Origin of the sequence: Thiothrix subterranea, assembly GCF_016772315.1 — a bacterium.
Taxonomy (GTDB): Bacteria; Pseudomonadota; Gammaproteobacteria; order Thiotrichales; family Thiotrichaceae; genus Thiothrix; species Thiothrix subterranea.
In genome coordinates this window covers 257,174-268,877 of record NZ_CP053482.1, presented here as the reverse complement: position 1 = coordinate 268,877, position 11,704 = coordinate 257,174, and the positions used below count along the sequence as shown (strand labels likewise).

At 49.5% G+C, this 11,704-nt stretch carries 12 protein-coding genes; 5 read left to right on the top strand and 7 right to left on the bottom strand.

What is annotated here, in order from left to right; genetic code table 11:
- Nucleotides 1-75: 75 nt before the first annotated feature.
- Nucleotides 76-405 carry an H-NS histone family protein gene (locus HMY34_RS01235; RefSeq protein WP_202717359.1) on the bottom strand — a complete coding sequence of 110 codons (330 nt, stop codon included), beginning with the start codon at nucleotides 403-405 and terminating at the stop codon, nucleotides 76-78.
- A 361-nt stretch (nucleotides 406-766) separates the two neighbouring features.
- On the opposite strand from HMY34_RS01235, the gene HMY34_RS01230 reads away from it, so the two are divergent.
- From HMY34_RS01230 to groL, 4 genes are all read left to right on the top strand, one after another.
- Nucleotides 767-2,656: a putative bifunctional diguanylate cyclase/phosphodiesterase gene (locus tag HMY34_RS01230; RefSeq protein ID WP_202717358.1), complete on the top strand. Its 1,890-nt coding sequence runs from the start codon at nucleotides 767-769 to the stop codon at nucleotides 2,654-2,656.
- Between the two features lie 77 nt (nucleotides 2,657-2,733).
- Nucleotides 2,734-3,207 carry an FxsA family protein gene (locus tag HMY34_RS01225; RefSeq protein WP_202717357.1) on the top strand — a complete coding sequence of 158 codons (474 nt, stop codon included), beginning with the start codon at nucleotides 2,734-2,736 and terminating at the stop codon, nucleotides 3,205-3,207.
- A 98-nt stretch (nucleotides 3,208-3,305) separates the two neighbouring features.
- Entirely contained in the window at nucleotides 3,306-3,596 is a 291-nt protein-coding gene (gene groES / locus HMY34_RS01220; RefSeq protein WP_202717356.1) for a co-chaperone GroES, read from the top strand.
- 18 nt (nucleotides 3,597-3,614) lie between these two features.
- On the top strand, nucleotides 3,615-5,255 hold the full coding sequence (gene groL, locus HMY34_RS01215) for a chaperonin GroEL (protein ID WP_202717355.1): 1,641 nt from the start codon (nucleotides 3,615-3,617) through the stop codon (nucleotides 5,253-5,255).
- Between the two features lie 136 nt (nucleotides 5,256-5,391).
- Here the strand turns inward: groL and HMY34_RS01210 are convergent, their stop codons facing one another.
- The 6 genes from HMY34_RS01210 to HMY34_RS01185 form a co-directional block, all read right to left on the bottom strand.
- Complete coding sequence (locus HMY34_RS01210) at nucleotides 5,392-5,877, bottom strand: hypothetical protein (RefSeq protein WP_202717354.1); 486 nt, start codon at nucleotides 5,875-5,877, stop codon at nucleotides 5,392-5,394.
- A 117-nt stretch (nucleotides 5,878-5,994) separates the two neighbouring features.
- Complete coding sequence (locus HMY34_RS01205; protein ID WP_202717353.1) at nucleotides 5,995-6,930, bottom strand: 2OG-Fe(II) oxygenase; 936 nt, start codon at nucleotides 6,928-6,930, stop codon at nucleotides 5,995-5,997.
- 3 nt (nucleotides 6,931-6,933) lie between these two features.
- Nucleotides 6,934-7,632 (bottom strand): Dph6-related ATP pyrophosphatase, encoded by a 699-nt coding sequence (locus tag HMY34_RS01200; protein WP_202717352.1) that lies wholly within the window; start codon nucleotides 7,630-7,632, stop codon nucleotides 6,934-6,936.
- Nucleotides 7,632-8,759, bottom strand: a complete 1,128-nt coding sequence (locus HMY34_RS01195; RefSeq protein WP_202717351.1) for an NAD(P)/FAD-dependent oxidoreductase — start codon at nucleotides 8,757-8,759, stop codon at nucleotides 7,632-7,634. The genes HMY34_RS01200 and HMY34_RS01195 overlap by 1 nt, the downstream gene beginning before the upstream one ends.
- Nucleotides 8,760-8,761: 2 nt before the next feature.
- A complete protein-coding gene (cysS, locus tag HMY34_RS01190) occupies nucleotides 8,762-10,147 on the bottom strand; it encodes a cysteine--tRNA ligase (RefSeq protein ID WP_202717350.1) in 1,386 nt (461 codons plus the stop codon).
- A gap of 17 nt (nucleotides 10,148-10,164) precedes the next feature.
- The gene (locus HMY34_RS01185) at nucleotides 10,165-10,584 is read right to left on the bottom strand and encodes an OsmC family protein (RefSeq protein WP_202717349.1); all 420 of its coding nucleotides are present in this window, start codon (nucleotides 10,582-10,584) and stop codon (nucleotides 10,165-10,167) included.
- Nucleotides 10,585-10,859: 275 nt separating this feature from the next.
- Here HMY34_RS01185 and HMY34_RS01180 point away from each other — a divergent pair, with 275 nt between their 5' ends.
- On the top strand, nucleotides 10,860-11,663 hold the full coding sequence (locus HMY34_RS01180; RefSeq protein ID WP_202717348.1) for a DUF4424 family protein: 804 nt from the start codon (nucleotides 10,860-10,862) through the stop codon (nucleotides 11,661-11,663).
- Nucleotides 11,664-11,704: the final 41 nt, after the last annotated feature.

Here is an 11,704-nt window from a genome sequence, read left to right as displayed (position 1 = left end):
TACAACATATTCTTTGTGGATAAAAACAAAAGCCTGAGATTCTCAGGCTTTTGTTAAGGTATGCTGTAACAGCAATTATTCAGGAATCAAGCAATCATTTAAGTCATGACCGGTAGAAATCCATTCTTCAACCCAACCTGGCTTTCTACCGCGACCGCTCCACGTTTGTTCAGGATTATTAGGGTTGCTGTATTTTGCTTTAACAATACGTTTTTTCACAGGACGCGCTTGCATGATTTCTATGACTTCTTCAAGGGTAAAGCCTGAACGCTCAACCATGTCTTCAATCGCTTCGCGTAAACTTAACAATTCACCGTCACGGCGATTGGCAATCGCACTATCAATACTGCCTTTGAGTTTTTCAAGTTCCGCAACACTGAGATTGGAAATATCAACATTAGACATGAATAACACCTTTCCTTTTGCATTATGTTTAAAAAATAATGTTATATATTCTCGTTATTCAATGAGTTTGTCAAGCATGGTTTTTATAAAAACAGGTGTTAGTTATTTAAAATAACCTTACTCGGTTTGTGGCGCTGTTGAAATTGAGGGTGATTAGCATGGTTATTTTTTATCAGACAGGCGGCGTGGCAATTGTCAAGTAAATTGGCTATAATTAAGTCCATTATTTAATCATAACTATTATAGAAAGACCTGTTGTTAGGGGGATTTGATGCGATTTGTCGTTCCAATCCTGTCATTGGTTTCGTTGGCAGTTGTTTTTGTCTGGGTAGTGTCCAGCGGCCAGCTAAACAAGACTTCGATGGCAGATAAGTTGACTGTTTTACCCAATCTTGTGCCTTATTTATTGTTGGGCATGTTTGTTGCGCAAGTAGCTGCCGTTTATCTGTTAGTGCGTTTTGGTAAACGCTCGCCTGTTGTCATGGCGCGAGTAGCAAATGATGGGGAAGAGACTGCTAAATTCTCACCAGAGCAGGTGAATACCGAATGGGTATTGGATGCTTTGGCAGGGGGAGTGATTGTTGCTAATCAACAAGGCATCATTACTTATATGAACACCAGTGCCGAGAAATTGACACTCTGGCAGCGTGATAAAGTGTTGGGTGAACACGTTAGTAGCGTATTGAAGTTAGAAGATTTACAAGGCAATGCCTTGGGCGAAAAAGCATTTGAAACCAATATATTTCACCCTAATTATCCGCTGCAATTTGGGCAAGTGAAGCTGTATCCGCGTGTTGGTGAAGAGCGTTTCGTCGAATTAAACACGACTTGCATACTCGACAATTGTAAAGCGATTGTGTTTATTTTTCGTGATGTTACCGCTGACCGCAAAGTCATTAACCGTTTGTACCGCCAAGCATCGCGTGATGCATTAACCGATTTGATGAATCGCACCAGTTTTGAACAGTATGTGGAACAACTGGCGCACGATACTTCCGCACTGACTCGTAGCCATGTATTAGCCAGTGTGGATTTGGACAATTTCAAAATTATCAATGATACCTGCGGGCATTTAGCCGGGGATGAATTGCTTAAGCAAGTTGCACAAATCTTCCGGCGTTCGGTACGCATTTCCGATAAAGTAGCTCGTATTGGTGGGGATGAATTCGCTGTATTTTTAGAGGGTTGCGGCTTGGAAAAAGGCCGTAGCATTATGGAATCTATCTTAACGGAGTTGCGCAATTTCCGCTTTAGTTGGGAGGGCAAGGTCTTTTCCATTGGTGCAAGTGTGGGCTTAATCGAATTTATGCCATCTTCCAATTTGCAAATTAAGCAGTTGTTTTCTGATGCTGATAAGGCGTGTTACACCGCTAAAGCCTTGGGGCGTAACCAAGTATTTGTTCACGAAGAAGAGAAGCGTGAACAAATGTCTAACCAACGGGTACATGATTGGAGCAAACTGTTAAAAGATGCGTTGCGCGAAGACCGCTTCATTCTGTTTGCGCAACCGGTGGTGCCGTTACATTCCGAACGTAATCAAGGTTTCCGCCAATACGAGATCTTGTTGCGTCTGCCATTTCGCCAAGCCTTATTGAATCCGGGTAGCTTTTTGCCGGTTGCTGACCGTTTGGATTTAATGACCAGTATTGACCGTTGGATTATCCGTAAATCATTGGAAATGTTGGCAGGTTGCCGCAGTGATAACGCTCACGGTTCCCCCTGCATGGAAACGCGCTTGATGATCAATTTATCCGGTCAGTCGGTGCAAGATGCGCGTTTATTTCCGTATGTGGAACAGCAGATCAAACAGTTTGGAATTGACCCCGGTATGATTTGCTTTGAAATTTCCGAATCCGTCGCCATCAGTAACTTTGTCCACGCCAAACGGGTGATGAATGCTTTGCACAGTTTGGGTTGCCATTTGGTGCTCGATGATTTTGGCAGCGGTTTCTCGTCACTCAGTTATTTACGCGAATTGCCACTCAGTTACCTGAAAATCTACGGTAATTTTGTCCACAATTTGGTATCCAGCCCCGTCGATGCGGCGATGGTGAAAGCCGTGCACGAAGTGGGGCAGGTGATGAACTTATTAACGATTGCGGAACTGGTGGAAGATGGCGAAACCTTGGTGCGTTTGCGTCAAATCGGCGTCGACTTTGCGCAAGGCTATTACTGTGGACGTCCGATTCCCTTGGTGCAATTGCGTGAACGTATCCACAGTGAGCAAGCGCTCAACGCGAAAGCTGCCTGATTTGGTGGGGTTGCCTTGAAAATACCCTGTTCAGACCGATATAGTTGAAATTATTAGTTTGAATGGAATCTTTTGTCATGCGTCGCTTCCCCGTGTTTTCTGTGCTGTTTTTGGTGATTCCATTCATTGAGCTGTGGTTACTCATCAAAGTCGGCAGTGCCATTGGCGCACTGGCGACGATTCTGTTGTTAATCCTTTCTGGCTTCTTGGGGATGTATTTATTGCGTCACCAAGGGTTAGCTACGCTGGCAAAATTCCAACGCGATATGCAGGCAGGGCAACGCCCAGCAAAGTCCTTGCTGGAAGGCACGATGATGTTGCTGGGCGGTTTGCTGTTCATTATCCCCGGCTTTTTCACCGATTTAGTCGGGTTAATCTTATTGTTGCCACCCACGCGCTATTTACTGGTGAAATTCATGCTAAAGAACGGTGTGGTGTCAGTTGGTGGTGGCTATCAACACACGTCCGCACCCCGTTCTTCCGGCACTGACATTGAAGGCGAAGTCATTCGCCGCGTTGACGATACAAAAAATTCACTCGACCGCCCTTGACTTTGCCTTAGCCATCCCTATTATTAGCACTCACTAGCCTTGAGTGCTAACAACAACCCTAATGTCCTAATCCTATTGGTTTGAGGAGAATACTGACCATGAATATCCGTCCATTGCATGACCGCGTTGTAGTACGCCGTATGGAAGAAGAGCGCAAAACTGCCAGCGGCATCATCATCCCTGACAATGCTACAGAAAAGCCTGATCGCGGCGAAGTCCTCGCGGTAGGTCCTGGCAAAGTTGGCGATGACAATGAGCGCGTTGCGCTGCAAGTTAAAGTCGGTGACAAAGTTCTGTTCGGTAAATACGCCGGTACAGCAGTAAAAATGGATGGTCAAGAAGTCTTGATCATGCGCGAAGAAGACCTGCTGGCGATTATCGAAGGCTAATTTTAAGAGGATTATGAAATGAGTGCTAAAGAAGTACGTTTTGGTGATGACGCTCGCGTTCGCATGGTTCGCGGCATTAATGTTCTGGCAAACGCTGTAAAAGTTACATTGGGCCCTAAGGGTCGTAACGTAGTGCTGGAAAAATCGTTCGGCGCACCGACTGTGACCAAAGACGGCGTTTCCGTTGCCAAAGAAATCGAACTGGAAGACAAGTTCGAGAACATGGGCGCACAGTTGGTTAAGGAAGTTTCTTCCAAGACTTCTGATGCAGCAGGCGATGGTACTACCACTGCAACCGTTCTGGCACAAGCGATCGTGCGTGAAGGCATGAAGTCTGTTACCGCTGGCATGAACCCAATGGATCTGAAGCGCGGTATCGACAAAGCAGTCATCGCTGCGGTTGCTGAACTGCACAAAATGTCTAAGCCTTGCGCAGACACCAATGCCATTGCACAGGTTGGTAGCATTTCTGCTAACTCTGACGATGCTATCGGCAACATCATTGCTACAGCAATGGACAAAGTTGGCAAAGAAGGCGTCATCACCGTTGAAGAAGGCTCAGGTCTGGACAACGAATTGGACGTGGTTGAAGGGATGCAGTTCGACCGTGGCTACCTGTCCCCATACTTTGTGAACAACCAACAAAGCATGTCGGCTGAACTGGAAAGCCCTTACGTACTGCTGTACGACAAGAAAATTTCCAACATCCGTGAATTGCTGCCAGCCCTCGAAGGCGCTGCTAAAGCAGGCAAGCCACTGATGATCATCGCGGAAGACATCGAAGGCGAAGCACTGGCGACGCTGGTTGTTAACAACATCCGTGGTATCGTGAAAGTCGCAGCGGTTAAAGCACCGGGCTTTGGCGACCGTCGTAAAGCCATGTTGCAAGATATTGCTATCCTGACTGGCGGTACTGTGATTTCTGAAGAAGTCGGTTTGGCTTTGGATAAAGTCACGCTGGACGATCTGGGTCAAGCGAAACGCATCAATATCACCAAAGATAACACCACCATCATTGATGGCGCGGGTTCTCCTGATGACATCAAAGCGCGTGTTGACCAAGTGCGTTCACAAATCGAAACCACTTCATCCGATTATGACCGTGAAAAACTGCAAGAGCGCGTTGCCAAATTGGCAGGCGGCGTTGCGGTCATCAAAGTCGGTGCTGCTACCGAAATCGAGATGAAAGAGAAGAAAGCTCGCGTTGAAGATGCCCTGCACGCTACCCGTGCTGCGGTTGAAGAAGGTGTTGTTCCTGGCGGTGGTGTTGCACTGGTACGTGCGCTGCAAGCGATTGCGAACATCAAAGGCGACAACCACGAGCAAGACGTTGGTATCCAAATCGCGATGCGTGCAATGGAAGAGCCACTGCGCCAAATCTGCGCTAATGCTGGCGATGAGCCATCCGTTATCCTGAACGCAGTGAAAGCGGGCGAAGGTAACTACGGTTACAACGCACGCACTTCCGAGTACGGCGATATGATCGCAATGGGTATCCTTGACCCAACTAAAGTTACCCGTACTGCTTTGCAGAACGCGGCATCTGTTTCTGGCCTGATCATCACTACCGAAGCAATGGTAGCTGAACTGCCGAAGAAAGATGGCGGCGGTGCAATGCCTGATATGGGCGGTATGGGTGGTATGGGCGGCATGATGTAATCCTGCGGGAATACATTACCCCCCATTCCCGACCCTTCCCCCGCAAGGGGTGAAGGGAGAAAGATAAGAAGAAAGCCCCGCTGGTCGGGGTTTTCTTTTGTCTGTTGAAACTGCTATTGAGACGTTAGACTTGGAATTAAACTTCCGTATTCTTTGTGCATAGCCATTTTACAAGCAGTTCTATGATTTTAGCTTCTAGTGCTGTGAACTGTACTTCTTCCCCTGTTTTTGCCCTGCGCAGCTTACGATTCAGCTTTAAAATAATGCACCAAATATAAATGCTGCCGATTACGGTCGCGAATATTCCTATGGGTAGTGCAATCGGTGTTGCAGAAAGGATGCCTGCGGACATCAGTAGTCCGGTAAGACCGGATGCACCGATCGTTGTACCAAAGATGCCTGCGCTGCCTATAATACTACCAAATACACCTGTTAGTGCGGCGACACCTACCCCAAGAGTTGTCGTAGTAGCAGTCATGATTGATGCAACTGCTGTGGTGCTTATGTACGTACCTGTAACGTAACCACTGGCAGCCGTCACAATCATTCCACCAGCAGCGTGTGGTACCAATGTGCCACCTGAGGCGAGGGCGGCAACTATAGGAATCAGGGGGAGTGGCATGGTGAAGGTTTCCTTGATGATGTCTACGAATTGTAGCGAATCCTTCCGTATAATACGATACGCTTGGCTAATGAGGAATCGAAGTTACGAATTAGCCATGATTGAATGTTGTGGTGACTATTCCCATTCCGGCAAACAAAGCTGCCAAGTTGGTAGTAAGCGCGTAAACCTCTCCATCCCCTCCAGTTCGCCTTGTAAGACTCCCCAGCGAGCCAAATCAAACGAATCCCGATACAAATACGCCACCCAATCCGCGAGTCGCACGGCTGCATAAGTTTCTGCATCGTGCGTATCGCCACCATTCAGCCCAGCACAGTACTGGTATCCGCTTACGACAGTTGCCGCGTCATAGCCCCAACGATGCAGCGCAATCGCCGCCGTACCCGCCCGATATGTCACCTCTTCCGGCAAACTTGCTTCAGCATCGGCGGCAATAGGGTCGAGTGCTGCGGGTAATTCCGAGAAATGCAGGTTGGCAAACAAGGCTTTAATGTGCGCCTCAAGTTCGGGCGTATTCGCGACATGCCAGAAATTGAAGACCACGGTTTGGCGCGGCTGGGTCACTTCGGTGACACCATGATAAGACTTCGGGTGCAGCAAAAAGCCAAAGGCTTTGTTGTGTTCAGGGTTAACCGTGAAGACGGCTTCGCCTTCTGGTGAGGCAAATAATTCCAGCACCCCGCCATGTTTAGCTTGCCAGTGCTTATTGAGTTGCACGACCAATCGCGCAATCTCATAGCCCAAGAACGGGCGGTCGCTGTGGATACCAATGATGTGTCCGGGCAGCATTCGTTGCGCCGTGACCATAAAACGTTCCACAAGCGGCAATCCTGTAATCTCTCGCATTCGAGCAAGTATGTCGGCATGAAACGTTGCCGGAATCTCGTCAGTAACATCGCGCAGTGAACAACGGTAAAACGCGCCATCGCGATGTTGCCACCCACTGTCTTGCAAAAAAAGCTGCTCAAGCGCCGCACATTGTTCTTCAGAAAATGCGGCATCCACAGCAAAAAAAGGGAAGGGGTTTTGATGGTGGGTGGGGTGCAAGAGCAATGGCTAAACTCCTAAACCTTGCGGAATAATATCGGCGTAGGCAAACCCATCCCGCTCAATAACCGCACCAACACTCACCGGAATGGGTTTATTGAACATCGGGCCAGCTACAACTACGGTGTGAATTTCACCGTTTTCGCCGCAAGGGTGGCAGCCATCCGGGAAGCCTGCAATCACGTCTTTAGACCAGCGTTTGCCTGCCAAGTGTGCGGGAAGTTTATTCAGGTCAACGCTGCTAATGTGGGCGTGTAACCCCGCAGCCAGCATGGTTTCAACCAAATATCGGGTGCACATACCCCACAGTGGGAACAGCGGGCTAATGCCGCTGCCTTGTAATTGCCGTTCGCGGTATTGACGAATTTCACTCACAAACAAATCGCCAAACGCCATGCATTCCACACGGTTACGCGCAGCGGCGGCGATGTACGCCTGCATCACGGCATCGTATTGCTCATTGCTGCATTCGTCTGGGAGTACCACCATTTCAATCGGCAAACCGGCTGCATCCGCTTGGCGATGTAACATTTCGATGCGGGTGTCATGCATAGAGGCACGGTTGTGTTTCTGCTCAATCAAGGTGAACAGCCCAACCAACTCAACAGTGGGGTCTTGTTGCAGCAAGTGTAATGCCCAAGCACTATCTTTACCGCTGCTCCAACTGAGCACGGTTTTTCGTTTGATAAGCCGTCTGCGTTTGAGCATTAACGATACTGCCGCAAATACCACCATTCAAACCCGCGCTTCATCCAGTGGAACACGCGGGATGATGGCAGCACCAGTGAACGCTTTTCTGTCCGCGCCACCAGCGTGCCTTTGTTCACCGAATCGACGATGCAAATCAGCTCAACCTTAAAGGTTGCATCCGTCGCGCCGCCGTTCAATTCGCCGAGCAGGTTTTTCGCCGCCGCTGCCGCTTGCAAATCCGCCATGTGCGCCTGCTTCGGCATCCAGTCGGGGCCAGGAAAACTGCCAGAATCGCCCGCGACGTAAACCTTGTCCCAGCCTTCGACCTTGCAATGCTTGTCGGCTTTGAGCAAACCGCCCGCAGAACGGGGCAGGGTGGTGTTATCGAACCACAAATTGCCCGTCATTCCCGGCATGAACAGGATCAGGTCAGCGTTGAATTCGCCGCCTTCGGTCGTCACCTTCTCGGCGCTGAAACTTTTCATCTTGTGGCCAAGGTGCGTTTCAATTTCACGCTTGCCCATTTCGGATAGCAAACCGGACATGGCTTTGGGGCCAAGGCGATTGCCCGGTTGTGGGGCAGGGCTGAAAAACACCAGATGGAATTTATCGCGGCGGTTTTGCTGGCGTAGCAAGGTATCAATGCCGAACAGGAACTCGAACATCGGCCCGCCACGCATCGCGCTAGGCTCATTCGGATTGCCTGCAAACCCGATAGCGATCGTGCCGCCTTGCATGGCTTTTAAACGATCGCGGATTTTTTCCGCCGCGCTAATGCCTTCACACGGGGTGATGGAATGTTCAATCCCCGGTAATTTTTTGAGGAAACGCCCGCCAGAGCCAATAATTAAACCATCGTTAGCAATGTCGCCAGTGTCGGTTTCGACAATGCGCCCGCCATCGCGCAGCCCCGTGACATTGCCTTGGTGGAACTTAACCTTCATGCGCTGGAAAAAATTGCCCAGGGGTATGGTTAAATCGTCACGGGTGCGTAAGCCATTCGGAATCCAGATAATTCCCGGCAGGTAATGCAATTCTGCCAGTGGTGCAACCAGCGTAATTTCAGCATTGCTGTCGTGTTTGCGTAATTCACGCACAGCACTCAGAGCGGCAAAACCCGCCCCGATAATCGTAATTTTTTTCATGTTTAAGTTCGTTTCCAAGTAGTGCCGCCCGCGTTATCTTCCAGAATCACGCCTTGGGCTTTGAGTTCGTCACGGATGCGGTCAGATTCTGCCCATTGTTTGGCTTTGCGGGCATCTAAGCGTTGTTGAATGAGGGCTTCGATGCTGGCTGCATCCAAACCATCAGCAGTGCTATTGCCTTTGAACCAGCTTTCGGGGTCATCCTGCAATAAGCCGAGCGTATTACCCAGACGTTGCAATAATGCTCCCAAACTTGCCGCAGTCGCGTCACTTTGGGTTTTACGAATGCGGTTAATGTCGCTGGCTAGTTCAAACAGCACCGCAAGCGCTTCTGGGGTGTTGAAATCATCATCCATTGCCGCGATGAAGCGTTTTTCGTAGTCGGTATACGCCGCAGGCAATGATTCCGGTAAGCCGCGCATCGCAGTATACAAGCGTGACAGCGAGGCGTGTGCCGCATCCAACTGATCCGTGCCGTAATTCAATTGGCTGCGGTAATGGCTGTTGAGGATGAAAAAGCGAATATCCGCCGCTTTGTATTCACGCAACACTTCGCGGATGGTGAAGAAGTTATTCAATGATTTGGACATTTTCTCATCATTGACGCGGATAAAGCCGTTATGCATCCAGTAATTGACGTGTTTGTGACCGATACAGCCTTCGCTTTGCGCAATCTCATTTTCATGGTGCGGGAATTGCAAATCGCTGCCGCCGCCGTGAATGTCGAAATGATCACCCAGCAATTTTTGCGACATGGCGGAACATTCGATATGCCAGCCGGGGCGACCTTGCCCCCACGGTGCATCCCATGCCGGTTCGCCCGGTTTCACGGCTTTCCACAGCACGAAATCGAGCGGGTCGTCTTTGACTTCATCGACCGCGACGCGTTCACCTGCGCGTAATTCGTCCAGCTTGCGCCCAGACAGTTTGCCGTAGCCGTTGAATTTGGAGACATCGTAATACACGTCGCCGTTCTTGCCTTGATAGGCCATGCCTTTGTCTAGCAAGGTTTGAATCATTGCCAGCATTTCGGGGACGTTATCCGTGGCACGCGGTTCAGCGTCAGGGCGCATCACATTGAGGGAATCTTCATCTTCGTGCATCGCGTCGATGAAACGTTGGGTCAATGCCTCAATCGGCTCATTATTGTCGGCGGCGCGTTTGATGATCTTGTCATCAATGTCGGTAATATTGCGCACATAATCAACCGCGTAACCACTGGCTTTGAGGTAACGGTATACCGTGTCGAACACCACCATGACCCGTGCATGACCGAGGTGACAATAGTCATACACCGTCATGCCGCATACGTACATACGTACTTGCTGTGGTTCGATGGGTTTGAAGACTTCTTTCTGGCGGGTCAGGCTATTGTAAATGTGCAACATGATGGCTCTTCAGCAGGTTAATCAATCAATTTAGTCAGGATACTAGCACCATTGCTCAAGGTTTTGTGTACCGGACAGCGATCCGCAATATCCAGCAAACGTTCGCGCTGGTCGTCGGTTAAGTCCCCCACCAATTTAATATCGCGCTCGAACACGCTTTGTTTGTGTGCATCGCGGCTGTGACGCAAGGTGACGATAACGTTTTCAACCGGCCATTTTTTGCGTTCGGCATACATGCGAATCGTCATCGACGTGCAGGAGCCAAGCGCGGCTTTGAGGTATTGATAGGGCGCGGCACCAAGGTCATCACCGCCGAGAGGCACGGGTTCATCGGCAACCATTTGATGCTTGCCTGCATTAATGTCACAGGTGTAAGTGCCTTCGGTGTCACGCAAACTAACGATGACGGTATGAGGGTCTTTGGGTTGTGCGTCCATGTGTTTCCTTGTTGCAGGTCGGTACGTGTCGAAGGCGTCGGCTGGATAAGGTACAGGCGTTTCTGTGAACCGTAGCAAAAGGTTGCCGCCTGCCACATCCAGCCGACTCATGCATCTTCGGATTTTATCCCCATGAGGGGAAATTGCCATGCCTCGAATAGGGCATATTCCAGCATGATATTCATCTGCTCGGAATGGTAGCGGAAAGGTCGGCGAGCTGCCAGCCTGTCGCGTTATACTTTGAGCATCAAAAACAGCGATAGGGGATTTATACCATGAATAAAACAATGCGTGGAGCGGTGGGTTTGCTGCTGTGTTTGGGCGGTACGCCATTAGTGTCTGCCAATGATTCGACGGCAGCGCTGGGTGCAGGTGGTTTGGTTTTCACCAAAACGGATGCGATTGCGATGGAACAGGAAGATCTATTCATCAGCGAAGACAAAATCCGCGTGGCTTATGTGTTTCGCAACACGACGAAGCAAGACATCAACACACGGGTAGCGTTCCCTGTGCCAGCATTCCCTGAAGAGCCGGATATGGATATTGGTTTGGACGTGAAATCCAGTAACCCGATGGGCTTTTCCGTGCGGGTGGAGGGCAAGAAAAAGGCGTTTGACACTGAGATCAAAAAGAACGATGGCACGGTGAACATGACTCACCATTGGATGCAAACGTTTCCGGCGGGTAAGTCCCTGAAGGTGGTGCATGAATACCAGCCAGCAATTGGGGGCGAGGCGATGCTGTGGTTTCAGGATGAGGAACGCACCGCAAAAATTAGCAAATATTGCATCGAACCGGATTTTGAGAAGTGGCTGGATAAAACCAATCAGCCGGATAAGGGCATGGTTTTGTCGCCACGTTATGTCGATTACATCCTCACTACCGGGGCAAATTGGAAGGGGGCGATTGGCAAGTTTCGTTTGACGGTGCAAAAGGCAAAAGCAGAAGACAAAATTAGCTTTTGCGGCACGGGTGTGAAGAAAGTCGATGCGCGAACATTTGTGCTGGAAAAGACAGATTTTACACCGGAAGAGGATTTGGCGGTGATGTTTGTGCATCAGTACAAGCTGGACAATTGATTGTATTTATTGGGATGGTTAGGTGTTATTGGCTGATTTTT